The 17,053-nt window shown below is 56.7% G+C and carries 12 protein-coding genes; 1 reads left to right on the top strand and 11 read right to left on the bottom strand.

All coding sequences use genetic code 11. From position 1 onward, the window contains the following. Positions 1–22: 22 nt before the first annotated feature. From AC1Z3W_RS05840 to AC1Z3W_RS05800, 9 genes are all read right to left on the bottom strand, one after another. Positions 23–1,477 carry an amino acid permease gene (locus AC1Z3W_RS05840; RefSeq protein ID WP_483507211.1) on the bottom strand — a complete coding sequence of 485 codons (1,455 nt, stop codon included), beginning with the start codon at positions 1,475–1,477 and terminating at the stop codon, positions 23–25. Positions 1,478–1,606: 129 nt separating this feature from the next. Beyond that, the gene (argE, locus tag AC1Z3W_RS05835) at positions 1,607–2,818 is read right to left on the bottom strand and encodes an acetylornithine deacetylase (RefSeq protein WP_483507210.1); all 1,212 of its coding nucleotides are present in this window, start codon (positions 2,816–2,818) and stop codon (positions 1,607–1,609) included. Between the two features lie 63 nt (positions 2,819–2,881). Next, the gene (locus AC1Z3W_RS05830) at positions 2,882–4,048 is read right to left on the bottom strand and encodes a porin (protein ID WP_483507209.1); all 1,167 of its coding nucleotides are present in this window, start codon (positions 4,046–4,048) and stop codon (positions 2,882–2,884) included. Positions 4,049–4,315: 267 nt separating this feature from the next. Beyond that, entirely contained in the window at positions 4,316–5,566 is a 1,251-nt protein-coding gene (locus AC1Z3W_RS05825; RefSeq protein WP_483507208.1) for a methylaspartate ammonia-lyase, read from the bottom strand. 46 nt (positions 5,567–5,612) lie between these two features. Next, positions 5,613–7,052, bottom strand: coding sequence for an aldehyde dehydrogenase family protein (locus AC1Z3W_RS05820; RefSeq protein ID WP_483507207.1), 1,440 nt, complete (start codon positions 7,050–7,052; stop codon positions 5,613–5,615). Positions 7,053–7,303: 251 nt separating this feature from the next. Further along, positions 7,304–8,458, bottom strand: a complete 1,155-nt coding sequence (locus tag AC1Z3W_RS05815) for a branched-chain amino acid ABC transporter substrate-binding protein (RefSeq protein ID WP_483507206.1) — start codon at positions 8,456–8,458, stop codon at positions 7,304–7,306. Positions 8,459–8,705: 247 nt separating this feature from the next. Next, on the bottom strand, positions 8,706–9,332 hold the full coding sequence (locus AC1Z3W_RS05810) for an ureidoglycolate lyase (RefSeq protein ID WP_483507205.1): 627 nt from the start codon (positions 9,330–9,332) through the stop codon (positions 8,706–8,708). A gap of 763 nt (positions 9,333–10,095) precedes the next feature. Further along, positions 10,096–11,481 (bottom strand): aspartate aminotransferase family protein, encoded by a 1,386-nt coding sequence (locus AC1Z3W_RS05805; protein WP_483507204.1) that lies wholly within the window; start codon positions 11,479–11,481, stop codon positions 10,096–10,098. 498 nt (positions 11,482–11,979) lie between these two features. Continuing rightward, positions 11,980–12,903 (bottom strand): LysR family transcriptional regulator, encoded by a 924-nt coding sequence (locus AC1Z3W_RS05800; protein ID WP_483507203.1) that lies wholly within the window; start codon positions 12,901–12,903, stop codon positions 11,980–11,982. A 553-nt stretch (positions 12,904–13,456) separates the two neighbouring features. Here AC1Z3W_RS05800 and AC1Z3W_RS05795 point away from each other — a divergent pair. Next, positions 13,457–14,662: an IS110-like element ISBma3 family transposase gene (locus AC1Z3W_RS05795; RefSeq protein ID WP_124618186.1), complete on the top strand. Its 1,206-nt coding sequence runs from the start codon at positions 13,457–13,459 to the stop codon at positions 14,660–14,662. 85 nt (positions 14,663–14,747) lie between these two features. Here AC1Z3W_RS05795 and AC1Z3W_RS05790 read toward each other — a convergent pair whose 3' ends face one another. After that, positions 14,748–15,593 carry an HpcH/HpaI aldolase/citrate lyase family protein gene (locus tag AC1Z3W_RS05790; protein WP_483507202.1) on the bottom strand — a complete coding sequence of 282 codons (846 nt, stop codon included), beginning with the start codon at positions 15,591–15,593 and terminating at the stop codon, positions 14,748–14,750. Positions 15,594–15,604: 11 nt separating this feature from the next. Next, positions 15,605–16,783 carry a CaiB/BaiF CoA transferase family protein gene (locus AC1Z3W_RS05785; protein ID WP_483507201.1) on the bottom strand — a complete coding sequence of 393 codons (1,179 nt, stop codon included), beginning with the start codon at positions 16,781–16,783 and terminating at the stop codon, positions 15,605–15,607. Positions 16,784–17,053: the final 270 nt, after the last annotated feature.

Genomic DNA, 17,053 nt, shown 5'->3' with positions numbered 1-17,053 from the left:
ATTGCGCTCTTCAAGCAGTACATCAGCATCGGGACTGCACCGAAGTTCGCAATACTCGGCCTTCCCGCTTCGTTACGGCGCGATACATGTACATGACCGACAGGAAAGCAAACCAAATCGGCATGAAAACCAGTGCGTCACGCGTATCGCTTTCGAGCGTAAGCAGAATCAACACGAAAACAAAGAAGAACAAGCAACACCAAGACATCACAATGCCAGCCGGCATTTTGAAAGTTGATGTCAAATGAAGATCAGGTCGTTTTCGTCGATACGCGAGATACGAAATCAGTATCATGCACCACGTGAATATAAAAAGAATCGCAGCGATGGTCGAGATGATAGTAAAAACCTTCATCAGATCGGGAATCGCGAGCAACAGTGCAGTGCCAATGAGCATGCACAGGCACGAAAAAATCAATGCCGGCACTGGCACCGCAGATTTCGACAACTTACGGAACACCGTGGGTGCATCATTTTCCAACGACAGACCAAAAAGCATTCGACTTGTCGAAAATACGTCACAGTTCGCCGCCGACATCGCAGACGTCGTTACGACGAAGTTGATCACTCCAGCGGCGGTCGGCAAACCGGCGAGCAGGAACAACTCTACAAACGGGCTGCGATTCGGTGCAACTTTGGCCCATGAGGAAACGGCGATGATGCACGTCAGGGAAAAAACATAGAACAGCAGCACACGCACCGGAACAGCATTGACAGCCTTGGGAAGAGTCTTATGCGGGTTCTCGGCCTCTGCGGCCGTTGTACCGAGAAGCTCGATGCCCGCAAACGAGAAAATCGCGATCTGGAACCCAGCAAAGAACCCCATCACTCCATGCGGGAACATCGTGCCCGGTTCAATCACGTGGGCCACCGAAGCCTTCACGCCGTTAGGCGATACGAACCCGGTACTAACCATCACAACGCCTGCGCCAATAAGCGAAACGATAGCCACGATCTTGACAAGGGCGAACCAGAACTCCAATTCCCCAAAGAGCTTCACTGCAAGCACATTGACAGAGAACAATACAGCCAGTGTAGCCACTCCGGGGATCCATCCCGAAAGCCCTGGAAACCAAAATCTGAAGTAACCGCCCAAGACGATGAAGTCGGCGATACCTGCGATTACAAGTGTCATCCAGTACGACCAGCCAACAAAGAAACCGGCCCAGTCTCCCAAATAGTACGACGCAAAATCCGCGAAGCTCTTGAACTGCAAATTCGACAACAACAGTTCACCCAAGGCCCTCATCACGAAGAAGAGGAAGAAGCCAATGATCACATAGGTAAGAAGAATCGACGACCCTGAGACGTGGATCATCTTTCCGGCCCCCATGAACAGGCCAGTTCCGATTGCGCCACCAATGGCGATGAGTTGAATATGACGATTTGACAGCCCTCGTGCAAGTCCAGATTTGTCGCCATTACCACACTCACCATGACTTCCTGACGAGGCTACCGCTCCGGCCTCATTCTTCATGCCATCTCCTTTCATGTAAACTCAAATACCAAAAGTCGCGAGCTGGATTTTTTATAAAATTCTTTCAGTCCGACCTTTCCGCACCCACTCAACGTCAGATCCAGCGCAATATCGTTCCGGAGTTAGATGTCAGGCGATCGACATGCTCCGCACAACCTTCCGAATGAAATCCTCACATTTACGCAGCTGTCCCAGCTCGAGATATTCATTTGCCCGGTGAGCTTGCTGGATATCTCCAGGACCGCAAATGATGCTCGGCACTCCAGCCTGCTGAAACTGCCCAGCTTCCGTTCCGTAAGCGACCTTTCTCTTTTCCTGATCCCCCGTCAAAGCCCTCACCAACTGTGTTACCGCAGCTTCCTCGGACGCATCGAGTCCCGGAGCGTCGGAAATCAATTCGAAATCAATTGCCGCGCGCGGATGTTCCGCTTGCATCTTCGGAAGCAAGACAGATTTTGCATATTTTTCGATCTCGGCAAAGATCGGCTTAGGATCGAGTGTGGGAAGATTCCGGAATTCGAACTCGAACTTGCATTCGGCCGGAACAATGTTCATTGCGTTTCCGCCTGAGATCGTGCTCGTTTGAGCCGTGGTGAACGGCACGTCATAGAATTCGTCAAAAGGACCATTCTTGCGAAAATTGTCTGCCGTATCTCGAATGAAGCAAATAAGTCGCGCTGCGTACTCGATCGCGTTCAATCCCTGCGGCGTAAGCGACGAGTGCGCCGCATGTCCCTTCACGCAGCACCGGTATGCGTTGATGCCTTTGTGGGCCACGATGGGGCGCATGCTCGTCGGCTCTCCAACGATGCACCCTTCCGGATTGATGCCGCGCGCCATCAACTCCTGAATCATCAGCGGCGCGCCGGCGCAGGTCACCTCTTCGTCAAACGACAGCGCAAAGTGAATCGGTTTATTCAGTTTTGCCGAAAGCATCTCGGGAACGAGCGCCAACCCGGCTCCGATGAACCCCTTCATGTCGCACGTACCGCGACCGTACATGCGACCGTCTCTGATTTCCGGTACGAACGGATCGCTGTGCCAGTCCTGGCCATCAACCGGAACGACATCGGTGTGGCCTGAAAGAACGATACCTCCCTGCGTCCGTCCGTCAGACGCAGGAATCGTAGCAAAGAGATTTGCCCAATTTCCGGTCTCGTGATGGGTCAAGGTACACGCGATACCATACCCCGCCAGGTAATCGCGTACTACCTCAATCAATCCCAGATTGGAATCACGGCTTACCGTATTGATCGACACGAGCCGTTCAACCCATTCGAGAGAAATCGGCTGCGACTCCGATTTCTCACCAAGCTCAGATGCGCTGAAGCCCTTGGTCATATTCAAATCTCCATCAATTAGCGGTATGAGGTCAACGGACGCGTTGACCCCACCTCGTGATACTTAAAACTTGTGACGCAAGCCAATCGCAACGAGCTCTTGCGCACTAGTTCCGGCATATCCATATGAGCCGACAGACGCTTGTGCAACCTGAGTAGACAAGCCATCTTCAGTACGCTGCGTACCACTTGCGTGTTGATAAACGCCAACCAGGTATACGTCCGTCCGCTTCGAGAGCGAGTAATCGGCGCCGAGCGAAACCTGGTGGTACTTCGCGTCCGTGTCGCCGCTTGCCTTCGTATATGCATAGCCCAACCCCAGCATCAGGGCAGGCGTTGCTTGATACATCACGAAGCCACGGCCCGTGTTGTACTTCTCCGTGGAACCGTAAGTCGAGAATGCGTCAGGTTTGTACTGCGCATTGCTATAACCAAGACCCAAGGTAACGGGACCAATCACGTACTGACCTGCGACTTGCGCGATGCCAATTGACTTTGCAGACTGGTAGCCGAGACTGATCGGGCCATCGAAGATCGCGTCAGATGTTGTGCTGGTCCAGTTGTTGCCACGCGTCAGTCCGGCCGTTGGTGATGGATTCGAAGTGTAGAGATACCCAGCAGCAACCCCCAGCGGGCCGTTGTTGTAGGCGGCCGCGGCGGACCACGTCTGGCCCTGGCCGGGATGGCCTGCGAGACCACTCATACCGTACATGGCTTCGAACTGGAAGCCGCCGAAAATCGGCGACGCGTACTTCACTGCATTGCTGACACGCAAACTATTGTCGTTGTTGTCAACATCACCCGGCGTCGCGAATGGAGCACCGAAGTAGTTGTCCGCGGTCACTGCCTGAACCAAATCGACGGTCGGATCATATTGGCGGCCGAGCGTCACGGTGCCGTACTGAGCACTTTGCAACCCGACGTAAGCCTGGCGCCCGAACATCCGGCCACCTTGGCCGAGCTTTCCGGTCGCCGGACTAAACCCGTTTTCCAACTGGAAGATCGCCTTCAGTCCGGCACCCAGATCCTCGGCACCCTTGAGGCCCCAGCGGGGACCTTGAAGATTGCCGGGAAGCATTTGCCAGGAATTGATAGCTTGTCCATTATTTCCGTGGACATATCCAATCGAGGTATCGATCACGCCATACAGTGTCACACTGTTCTGAGCATGGGCAACACCAGCGGTGCCCAGCAAAACGAGCGACAAACCAGACAGGGTAATTTTCTTCATCGTTGCGTCTCTCCAAATCGGCAAGTTTTATTTCTGTCATTTCGGCCCGGCTCTTTACCCCCCGAGCCGCCCAGCTTCAAACATCGACTACAACATCAACTTCAACCCATATCATCAGTTATCCTTCACTAATGGCACATTTCGAGACATCAGAAAATATCAAGATCGGCGACTATTTCCTGTGCAGCCCGCGGCCCGAAATAGTCAGGACAGAGACATCGACTCCGTCCGCCAACCTCAAGACGGGCAATCTCTCACATCCGTCGATTAACCAAGCGCCTGAGCGATACGCAGCACGCGATTCATCTCATTGAAGACGATGTTGTAGCCCTCGTCGAAGCCCATCCCCGGCTTTGCGAGCATCTGCGTCACTCCCGTTGCCACACCGATATTCGTCGTCGCACGCGCGGACAGGTCCGTCTCCGCACACGTACCGCCCAGCACCGGGCCAACTCCATGTTTCTGGCAATCGAGAATCGCATCAATCGAGTTATGCAGCGAGCCAAGGTCCGGCGTCTTGATCTGCACCATGTCGACGGCTCCCGCCTTCGCAAACAGGTGCACGTCTTCCGCCGTGTTCGCCCACTCGTCCGCGATGATCCCAACCCGGCTGCCCCGCGCCTTGAGCGCCTGCCTGAGCTGCGACAACGCTTCGATCTGCGCGTCCCGACCGCCGGCATCGAGCGGATGCTCGATGCGCAACTGATGCGGCCCCGCCGCCTGCTCGAGGCGCTGGATGATGCTGGCCGTCTGCTCGATCGAGCCGTTCGCCGCCGCGCCAATCAGCCCATAGACGTCGATATGGATCACCGGCTGGTAGTCATCCGCAACGCGCAGCTGGACGATGCGGGCTCGCAACCAGTTGATGTACTTCTCCAGTTCCGCACCATCAGCGCCTACCAGGTCCGGCGTGTTGATCAGACCGTGCGGGATGACAGGCACGCTCTTGAGAACCATCTTGTCAACGTTCGTGTAGCGCTCGTCGCCACACTGCCCGTAGATCGGTACCGCAGCCAGCGGCGACTCGATTTGCCACTCGTCCTTGACGACCTTCGCCATCAGATGGTGCCCGGCGACGTGCGCCGCAGCCTCGAGCAGCGCCTGCGACACGCCATAGGCCGCCGCACGCTTCGACTCGAACAACCCGTCGATCATCTCTTCGGCGAACACGGCGGTTTGGCGGAACGAGCGAACATTCAGCCCGCTCAGGTGTGGTGCCAGTTGCCGCTCGATCTGCTCGGCCAGTTGAGCCGCATGGAAACGCGGCTCGCGACCACCGACACCGGTGTATTGCACACTGGCACAATCACCCTTCGCGATATAGCCATCGCTCAGCACGAGCAATACCGATACCGATTCGGACGGTTCTCGCACGGCCTTGAAGCCCGGCGTCTGCGCCTTGCCGGTGTACGCCGCACCATCGCGTTGGGCGCCGGCCTTGATCGCGGCCTGGTCGTCGAAAAAGAACGACCCGACACCCGGGCTCGCGAGAACTTTCTGGATGGTAATCAAGGACATTTCAATCTCTGTCTATCAATGGGTTGCTCAGGCAAGCGGGGATATTTCAGCCGGCCGACTGGCTGACCAGTCGAAGATGCATGTAGGCCAGCACGCCTTCCGTGCCGCCTTCATACCCGTAGCCGCTGTTGCCCAGACCGCCGAGCGCCACGTCGGGCAGCGAAGGCGCCGTTTGGTTAACACCGATGTTCGACGCATTCAGGCGCCCAACCAGGTCATCTCGAACCCGGATGGAGTCGGTGAACACGTAAGCCGCGAACGCGTACGGTGACGCGTTGGCCAATTCCACCGCTTCGTCAACCGACTCAATGGACTGGACGGTTGCAACGGGGCCAAACGGCTCTTCGAAGAGAATTTCCGCATCGTTAGGCACGTTGGCCAAAATTGTTGGTTGGAAAAAGTAGCCCGAACGATCCACTCCGGTACCGCCGGTCTCGACCGTGGCCCCCTTGGTAACTGCGTCATCAACCAGTTGCTGAAGTGCACGGACCCGACCGGCATGCGCTACGGGCCCAAGCGTTACCCCCTCTTCGCGGCCGTGCCCCAAGCGATACGAGCTGGCTTTATTCACGAGCGCACTTACCAGCTTGTCGTGCAAATCGCGATGGACCAAATAGCGTGTCGGGGCAACACAAGACTGGCCTGCTGTGCCGAATTTCGCCGGCGCAGTGACTGACACCACGCGATCGACATCCGCGTCGTTCCACACGATGACTGGCGCATGCCCACCCAGCTCAAGTACCGGGCGAATCAGGTTCTTGGCAGCCAACGCGGCCAGTTGCTTGCCTACGTGAGTCGACCCGGTAAACGAAAGTACCTTGACAGCCGGGCAGCTCAATAGCTGCTCGCTTACTGCCACCGGGTCACCGAACACGAGATTCACAACCCCGTCTGGCACGCCAGCATCCGCCAAAGCCTGCACGATCACGCAGGCCGTCCGGGGAGTGAACTCCGATGCCTTCAGCACCACCGTGCAGCCGGCCGCCAAGGCAGCGCCCAATTTTCGAGCAATCAGCACTGCGGGGAAATTCCATGCAGTGATTGCGACCGCTACGCCCAACGGGGTCGGCAGCGAAAGCCGCGTGCTGCCCTCCACGATACCCTGATGTATCTTGCCGCTGATGCGGCTGGCTTCCTCGCCATTCCATGCAAACGATTCGATCGCTCGCTGTGCCTCGCCATTCGCGTCCGCGCGGGTCTTCCCGCCTTCAAGCAGCAGCGCTTCCGCCAGTTCGTCGATTCGCTCTTGAAGCAATGCCGCAGCCTTTTTCAGCACCTGACCGCGAACGCGCGCATTCACTGTGCTCCACGACCGGAAACTCTCCGTAGCGGCATCAAGTGCCGCATTCACCTGAGTCTCATCTGCCAAGCTCACAGTGCCGAGTCGCGTGCCAGTACCAGGGTCGATATTGTCGAGCGTTCCCGCTCCGCCATCCTGCCAGCGGCCGTTGATAAATAGGTGCGCATCAAAATGCTGCGATGACATAACTAACTCCGACAAATTCACTCATTGACGTACTTACTCGTGACTTTGTGCATCTGAACGTGCGACACAAACGTCACTTGGCGTAAGAAGACCATTCCCAATCAGGCAATCGCAGGGAGCCTCCGGAAATAAAATCGGTGGCGCCCGGCGACAGCCTGCTAGCAGATCAAATGCTCAACGGATTCAATAATGACGCTCAAGTCGAGACATCTGTGGAGTCCAACGCTCCGCCGGACTCCACTCATTTGAAGTTACATCTTCACCGCGTCGATGAACGTCTTCTTACCAGCGCGATAGCTGTACATCGAAATCACACCGTTACGAAGATCGCCCTTGGGGTCAAACGTGGTTTCCCCCGTGACGCCCTTGTAGTCCGTTGCCGGCATCGCCGCAAGAATCTTTTCGGGATTGGTCGAATTCGCACGACGCATCGCATCGACCACGATGTACACCGCGTCGTACGTGAACGGTGCGTAGATCTCCATCATTTGAGTAAAGCGCTTCTGATACTTCCCCTTGAACTCCGAACCTCCAGGCATCTTCTCCGGCGACGTACCCGGTTGGGAGCACACGACATTGTCAGCAGCCTTACCGGCGAGGCCGGCGAGCTTTTCGGAGCACACACCATCACCGGCGAGAATCTTGGCGCGCACACCCAGCTGGGCTGCTTGCTTGGCGAACGGGCCACCCGTCGCATCCTGTCCACTGAACATAATTGCATCCGGGTTCTCGCCTTTGATTTTCGTCACGATGGCTCGGAAGTCGACGGCCTTGTCATTGGTCGCGTCATGAGAGATCACAGTAATACCCAGGCTCTTTGCAGTTTTTTCGAACTCGTTCGCCAGTCCCTGACCGTATGCAGTCGCATCATCGACGATCGCTACAGTCTTGATCTTCAACTGCTTGCTCGCGTAATTGGCCAGCGCAGGGCCTTGTTGCGCGTCTGTAGCAACCATGCGGTAGACGCTCTTGAACCCTTGCTGCGTGAGAGTCGGGTTGGTGGCCGACGGCGTGATCATCACGATGCCTGCATTGTTATAAATCTGCGACGCGGGAATGGAGGTTCCTGAAGTCATGTGGCCGACCACGGCCACCACCTTCTCGTCGACAAGCTTCTGTGCAACCTGGGTCGCCGTCTTCGGGTCCGAAGCATCGTCCTCGCCGTCGAGCTTCAGCGTGATCTTCTGACCTCCGATCACGAGCCCTTTTGCGTTGATTTCCTCGACAGCAAGTCTTGCGCCGTTCTCATTGTCCTTGCCTAACTGCGCCACGGGGCCGGTCAGTGGTGCGACATGGCCAATCACGACGGTTTCATCGGCCATCACCGAAAGCGAGAATGTTGCTGCCACGGCAGCGACAACTGAATTTACGACCAGACAGAAAGTAGCAGATTGAGCTTTCAACATTATGTCCACCTCTTGCGTAGCGCGTGCGCGTTCAGGGATAACTTCCGAATCAGCAACCGGTGCTTGCCAAGCTACCTGTGCGAATAAGCAGTCAAAATCAATTGAAAATGCCACATCTAAATTTTTTATTTTTCTCCAATCCTCCTCTACGATCTTTCAACGATTCAACAGTAGTACATCCAACTCACCGCTACCCTATACGACTCGTCATGAAGATCAGTTCGCCGTCAACTCGCCAATGAACGGTCTATCGGACATTGAACGTCATCCATTTCTCATCGATGAACTCGTCGGACGCGACCGGGATCCTCTCTTGAGGTGATTTCCTTGATCCTATTCGATGCGGCCAAATCGGCATCACTGAACTCTCCGCGGGTGGCGCGTTCGTGTGAAGATGAACGATCCAGTCATACGTGGTCGATCGACGCGAAAGGAGAAGCGCCTTCACTTCTCCAGCGAGAGAACGCGTCGCATGCCAGCAACATGCCCTGATGCAGGTCCCCATACCTACTGGAATCTCAAACGCGCGAATCGAATCGATGTCGGGTACGCCTGACTTCTTCTGGTTAGCCACAATCTGGATTAGCGGCCCAGTTAATGGCACAAGTGCTTGCTGCGTCAGACGCCGAGCCTCGAGGCGACGCACCATGAGGTCGTCGTCACTGAAGCAACCCCAAAGAATCTCAGCTTCGTTCGGCGCCCCGGTATCAAACAGATGCTCCCGCCACAAGGAAACCTCATGCCCAAAGAAGAAGGGCTCATCGGAGTTCGATATTGGAGATTTCCCTAGCACCCATCCGTAGGGTGCGAACGCCTCCTCAGTGAGCGGCTGGATGGTCAATAAAGGCGTGCTCGACGGACACTGTGTTGCCATGTTTCACCTCTCTAAACCGAACGAACGACACCCAATCAATTGGATATGGATGCCGGCATTCATCGGCTCTTTTCTCCAGTACTTTCGTATAGTCGCCAAACAGTACGTTTTCCTCTCGACCGAATTCAACCCAACGCGCTGAATCAAGATCCGTCTGCACCATACGATATAGCTGGTACTACTGCCTCACATAAGAACCTTCGAACAACAACCTGCTCCCGTATGATCCTTCTACCCGCCTCATCGACTCATGATCTGTACTGATGTGGAGGGAGCAAAAAGCGTTGCCAGGACCAATCATCAAGGATCTGCCAACCTCATCTCTATCAAAAAGGCACCTTGACCCGCCAGGTAGGCGGGCCAAGGCCAACTCTCACCCGGCTCTCGCAGACCGTGATGAAGGAATCGCGACGTCGGACGAGGCCGTCGCTAAGTTATTCGAAGATGCCAACGCACATTCACATGCAGTGGTCAATTTCGGGGGCAGTCCGTCAAAAGAACTGACATTTCCTCGCACGGTTACGTTGAAGCAACCGCAGATTCTGCTACCCCAGGTTATCCCTGCCTCACGAAAACATCCCATGCTCCGCGTCCCACCTTCGTTGCGAATTTGGTTGCGGCACGCCAAGCGACGTCGATAGCAAGGTGGATTCACGTTCGCAATTGAACATAGCCCCTCCGAGCCTGTACTGCCAGGAGCGACCCCGCCAGTACAGGCACCATCGAGTCCCGCAGCCACCTCAGGCTGCGGATGATTCGATGCTTAGGTGATATTTTCCTTGCGAATGTACTCGGCGGTATCGTCCAGCACTCGACTGAAGCGCGATACGAGCTCCAGTGACTGCTCTTCCGTGATGATCAACGGCGGGCTGAAGATCACCATGTCACCGACAACACGAGCGATGACATTGTTCTCAAGCGCGGACGCAAACGCACGGGCACCGGCCTTGCCGACCTGCGAGAACGGCCGCCGCGACGCCTTGTCCGGAGCCATTTCAACCGCCGCCATGAGACCAACACCGCGGACGTCGCCCACGATCGGATGCGAAGACAACTCACGAAGTTTCCGTTGGAAGACTTCGCCGACTCGAGCCGCATTCCCGACAAGATCGCGCTCTTCGATAATTTTGATATTTTCGAGCCCGACTGCGGTTGCAACAGGGTGACCGGTCGTCGTGTACCCGTGTCCCCAAGTGCCGATCTTTGACGAGTTATCGGCAATCCCGTTGTAAATCTCCTCCGTAAACAGAATCGCCGCGAGCGGCATATACGAGGACGTCAGTTGCTTGGAAACCACCATGATGTCCGGCTTGAATTCATAGTACGTCGAGCCGAACATCGATCCGAGGCGACCGAAGCCATTCACGACTTCGTCTGCAACCAACAGGATGTCGTACTTGCGGCACAACGCCTCGATGCCCTGCCAGTACCCCTTCGGCGGAGGAAGTACGCCAGCAGCAGCCATCAGAGGCTCGCCAATGAAGGCGGCAATCGTGTCCGGTCCCTCGCTCAGAATGTAGTCCTCTGCCTCTGCAATCAAGCGAGCGCAGAATTCAGCTTCCGTTTCGCCATCGTAGCCGGACGTCCGGAGGTGCGGCGTCGTGAGGTGCTTGATCGGGATATTGGGCAGGTCAAAATCACGGTGGTTATTGGGCAGCCCAGTAAGACTTGCCGAAGCCATGCTGGTGCCGTGATATCCCTTCATCCGCGCCAGGAATTTCTTCTTCTTGGGGAGGCCGCGGGCGTTGTTCAGATACCAAACCATCTTGATCACAGTATCGTTGGCCTCAGACCCGGAATTGGTGAAGGCAACGCGAGTGATATGCTCAGGCGTGATTTCAACGAGCTTTTCAGCCAGACGAATCGTCGGCTCGTGGCTCATATGATTGAAGGTGTGATAGAACGGCAACTTGTTGAGTTGCTCAGTGGCTGCAGCTACCAACCGCTTCTCGCTGAAACCGAGGGCTACTGACCAAAGACCAGCGAAGCTCTCGATGTATTCCTTGCCGTTCGTGTCGTAGACATAGATGCCGTCCCCTCGCTCCATGATGAGCGGACCTTTCGTCTCGTGCAAACGAGCGTTCGTGTAGGGATGAAGTCCGGTCGTGATATCGGCCTGGGCGAGCGACTTCGAGAGTTGGGGTTCCATACTCAATGCTCCATAAGATAGGATTCTTTATCTTAGGAAATCCTTTATTGACCCCATCACCCCCCCTGACGATTGTCCGTCAGCGACTCGACTGGCTCATACGACCAACCATCAAGTGTGATGTGAAAGACCCGCAGCGATCTCCAACTTCGCGACGTCCGCGTACGACTCGGAGGGAATCGACGCTGTGCGCCACTATAAGATCCTCCAGCAAAATTCCCCCGTCAAATTCAGTTTGCAGATCCCCATCATCTCTTTCGTAGATGGACCAACGCAACCAAGATACGTAGCCCAAGCGCTCCGAAATTTCTCGGGTATACGTGAGGAAAACTTGCTGAAAACATCAGGCCACGCGACTGGAAAGGCACACCTTCACCTGATCAGGGATGTGCGCGCACGTCAAGGAAAGATTTGAGCCAGAAAAATGTGCGTCTCGCCGAGGCATGAGTGATGCCTCGCGAGTTCTCTACCGACTAGACCAAGCGGAGAAATCGAGACTTAGCTGGACAATCGCGCCTGCCAATCGCCGGTTGTGACCAGCCTTCTGACGACATCGATCATCACCGCCCGTGCCGCAATAACAGCAGGAATTCCCTCGTCCCTGGGGTTACACATCAAGACAACCGATCGTGTAATTCCAGGATCAACGATCCTAATCACCTTGACGAGGCGAGCTCTTACCTCGGTTTGTACCGCAGATGATGGAAGTATTGAATACGCTTTCCCTTCCGCAACGATGCTCAATATTGTCGAGAGTGAGTCGATCTCAAACTTAACGTTAAGCCGAATTCCGAACTGGGACACAGCGTCGACCACAGATCGCCTCACATTATGGTTAGACATCGGCATTGCTAGTGGAAACGATCCAAGGCTCGCGAGCTGGACTGAATCCGCAAATGGCGGGGCCGATGCCGGCGCAATCAGATACAGGTCCTCACGAACCAGCTCCGTGCAACGCCCTACGTGTTCCGGAGCCCTGTACAGAAGGGCAAGATTGAATCTTCCTGCCGCCATCCATTCATCGAGCTGCCCCGACAACCCCTCTGTTATCTTCAGCGAGACTTGGGGAAGAGTCTGGTTCGAAGCTGCCAGTAGTTCTGACACCACCACTCGTGCCGCACCAGAAGGAATGGCGATCGCGACTTGGCCGGCCGGACCGTCAGCATTGTTGACCAGCTCGGATTCCGCTTGCGCCAATTGCCCGAGGATTATCCGCGCATGAACAAGGAGCTTTGCCCCTTGCTCCGTGAGTCGGATACCGGTTCGCTCTCGCACCAGTAGCGACACGCCATACCGCTCTTCCATCTGCCGGACATGAAGACTCAAGGCACTCTGAGCAACATGCATTTCAGCGGCTGCCTTCGTGAAGCTGCCGGCCTCTACTATTCCGACGAAATATTTCAGCTGGCGAAAATCTAACACCTGACTACCGCCCCAGCAGATCGGATACTTCGGTTGAACGAGATCATCATAGTTAATCCGCCTCTTCGCTCTACTCTATCTAAAAACTAGATGACCGAGAAGGACATGCAGTTCCACCACCAATGAAAAGAGGTCATTGCATTACTGCTGCGCGCCGTCGCATCACAGCAGAACCTCAAATATCCGACCCCGCCGCATTGCAGCACGACGATCAAGGATCGCTCGGGCACGTCCGGACGTCATTACCCCCTGTAGAAGTGAGATGAACGTACGCGGCCCCCCCGAGGCGGCATCAAATAGCGAACATAGGGAACGCCTCAGCCCCCGTTACTATCTTCACGCCCCGATAATTGGGGCTTTGGCCAGCCAGGCCCGGCATGATTCTCGCCCCCAGTCGCAGTCATGATCCGGGGGGTGTTGTCACCGGGCCTGGTGGGTGGCTGGTGATCGCTGATAGGGGTTTGGCCGGGATATCCCGACGCCGTCCGTAACGTGGATGCCGAGACTTGCCACCGTTGTTGCAGGCCAATCCGTTCACTCTGCATAAACTTCGATGCAAGACACTCAACAACGTGACGCCGTCGATATCTTTGTCGGCGTCGATGTCGGTAAAGGCCACCATCACGCCGTGGCACTCGATCGGAACGGTAAGCGCCTGTACAACAAGGCTCTACCCAACGACGAGGCCAAGCTGCGCGCCCTCATCGCCGAACTCAAGACTCACGGTCGACTGCTGTTCGTCGTCGATCAGCCTTCCACCATCGGCGCGCTTCCTGTAGCCGTCGCCCGCGCTGAAGGCGTACTCGTCGCCTATCTGCCCGGACTGGCCATGCGCCGCATCGCTGATTTGCACGCTGGCGAAGCCAAGACCGACGCCCGCGACGCCGCGATCATCGCCGAAGCCGCTCGTTCGATGCCGCATACGCTGCGCTCGCTTCGCCTGGCCGACGAGCAGCTCGCCGAACTCACCATGCTCTGCGGCTTCGATGACGACCTCGCCGCTCAGGTCACGCAAACCAGCAACCGCATTCGCGGCCTGCTTACTCAGATCCATCCAGCGCTCGAGCGTGTTCTCGGACCGCGCCTTGACCATCCGGCGGTACTCGATCTGCTTGAGCGCTATCCGTCGCCCGCCGCGCTTGCCGGCACCAGCGAGAAAACGCTCGCCAATCGCCTGACCAAGCTCGCTCCTCGCATGGGCAAAGGCTTAGCGGCCGAGATCGTTCAGGCACTGAGCGAACAAGCCGTGACCGTGCCCGGCACGCAAGCCGCTACCATCGTCATGCCCCGTTTAGCCCAACAGCTTGCGGCCTTGCGTCAGCAACGCGACGAGGTCGCTGCCGAAGTTGAGCGACTGGTGCTTGCTCACCCTCTTTGGCCGGTCCTGACCAGCATGCCGGGAGTCGGCGTCAGGACTGCCGCCAGACTCCTGACCGAAGTTGCCCACAAAGCCTTCGCCTCGGCTGCACACCTAGCAGCCTACGCAGGCCTCGCGCCAGTCACCCGACGCTCAGGCTCGTCGATCCGTGGCGAGCACCCATCCAGACGGGGCAACAAGGTGCTCAAGCGCGCCTTGTTCCTATCCGCCTTCGCGGCCTTACGGGACCCAGTCTCACGGGCCTATTACTCGCGCAAGATCCAGCAAGGCAAGCGTCATAACCAAGCGCTCATCGCGCTCGCACGGCGACGCTGCGACGTTCTGTTCGCCATGCTGCGTGACGGCACCATTTACCAACCCAAGTCAGCCCTTAACGCTTGACGAAGGACATAGGGGCACCCTCTCCGCTTCGCATTGGCGGTCACCAATTGCGACTCCCGCCCCAAGGAAGCCATGAGTAGCATGCTTAGCCCCCCTTCCCGCGACGGCGCGCAATAACCCGCTGGGCACGCATCAAAACTGGCGCGTCTATCATCGCCCCATCGACGGTCGTTGCCGCTCCTTCACTGGCCTCCGAAGCGGCAATAACTCGCTCCGCCCACGAGAACTCTTCCTCGGTCACTCTGAATGCGTCGTCGACGGCAGCGATCTGCTTGGGATGAATACAAAGTTTCGCGGCAAATCCAAAAGCGCGAGCCCGCCGGGCGTCAGACTGAACTAGATCAAGATCATGAACAGCCGTGCAGACCCCATCTACTGGACCGGCAATTCCCGCGCTGACTGACGCAAGTACGAGCATTGAACGCGTCGTATCAAGCGGCTCGCGATCACTGCCAACGCCGAGATCCAGCATCAGGTCGACCGAACCAAGAACAAGCCGCGCAACGTTCGACTCCCTCGCAATTGCTCTCGCTTCCAGCACACCCGTAGCCGATTCGATAAGGGCCAGCACACGTGCCGACGGAACCACCCCATAAAATCCTGCGAGTTCCATCCCGGATTCGACTTTCGGCACCATAACCAGCGTCGGACTCAATTCTCGACACAGGTCGATGTCCTCGCGCGAAACCTCCTCGCGCAGACAGTTGATACGAATACACAGCTCCGTTTCCGTCTCCCGCGCGAGTTCCGACAGCGATTCCCACGCTTCAGTGAGTGAGCGCCGCGCAGCCCCCTTGTTGGAGGGCGCAACCGCGTCTTCCAGGTCGATAATCACAACATCGGCACCGGACCGAACTGCTTTGTCGAAACGCTCCGGACGGTCACCGGGCACGAACAGGTAGGTCACTGCACTGTCATTTGCTTTCATCATGTGCCTCCCGCTTAGATGCCACCCGTCGCTCGAATCGAATCGATCTTCGACTGACTGAATCCGAGTTCGGCCAGAATGCTGCCGGTGTGCTGACCAACGGCCGGAATCGGGTCCATCCGCTGCTCGAACGCAGTGCCACCCGGCGGCAAGAGTGCGGGAATTTGTCCGACAGGAGAATCAACGACCCGCCAGCGATTCCGTGCCTTGAGTTGCGGGTGCTCCCACACGCCTTGCATATCGTTCACGCGTGCATTTGCGATATCCGCGGTGTCCAGCCTCGCAACCAATTGATCGCTGTCCAGGCCTGCAAAGACGCCGTCGATGATGGTGCGGAGTTCTTCGCGATTCTTGCTTCTGCTCGCATTCGTCGCAAAGCGCTCATCCGCGGTCAGATCGGGAGCCTCCAGGACGATCTGGCAAAATTTCGCCCACTCTCGCTCGTTCTGAAGCCCCAGAATGACGGTCTTTCCATCTCCCGCTCGGAACGGTCCGTACGGGTAGATCGTTGCGTGCGACGCACCCGCTCGCGGCGGCGGAGTCGCGCCATCGAACGCGTAGTACATCGGGAAGCTCATCCATTCGGCCATGGCCTCGAGCATCGACACATCGATTCGACAACCCCGTCCCGTCCTCCCACGCTGGATCAATGCGGCGAGAATGCTGGAATAGGCATACATGCCAGCGGCAATGTCTGCGATCGAACACCCCGCCTTGACCATCTCGTCCGGCGTGCCGCTGACCGACAGGAAGCCGGCTTCCGCTTGAACAAGCAGGTCGTAGGCTTTCTTCTTCGTGTACGGGCCGTTGTCGCCATACCCGGAAATGTCGCAGACGATCAAACCCTGATATCGATCCTTTAGGGAATCGTAATCGAGGCCAATCCGGGCCGTCGCCCCGGGAGCGAGGTTCTGAACAAGGACATCCGCCTGCGCAAGAAGCGCGTGCAGGATCTCGTCGGCGTCCTCGTGCTTGGTGTTCAGCGTGAGGCTTTCCTTCGACCGATTGGTCCATGCGAAGTGAGACGAGATGCCATTCACTCTGTCGTCATATGCTCGCGCGAAATCCCCCACCTCCGGGCGTTCGATCTTGATCACGCGCGCGCCAAGATCGGCGAGTTGCCGAGTTGCAAACGGAGCCGCAATGGCTTGCTCCAGAGAGACGACCGTGATTCCGGCAAGCGGACCTGTCATTTCCAACCTTCCTATTTTTCCGGCACAAATGTGCGAGTTGATTCGACGGCGAAACCTCATGGAAGCGATAGCATCATCTAGCAGGCCTGACGAGATCGACTTCGACGCGTTCGTGGTGAACGGCCATGTAACCACGGGCAATGCCTAAGCGCACCAAATCGGGGCTGACAAACTGTACTAAGCGCGCCGGCGAACCGGAATGAGAACTTTGGCAATCCGGCTTCGAATAATTCGAAGGCTCAGACGCAGGTCACCGCCAGCTCAAGCCGC

Source organism: Burkholderia sp. 10_S31, assembly GCF_056930375.1.
Note: the sequence above shows the minus strand (reverse complement) of the source record. Positions and strands in the feature narration are given on the sequence as shown.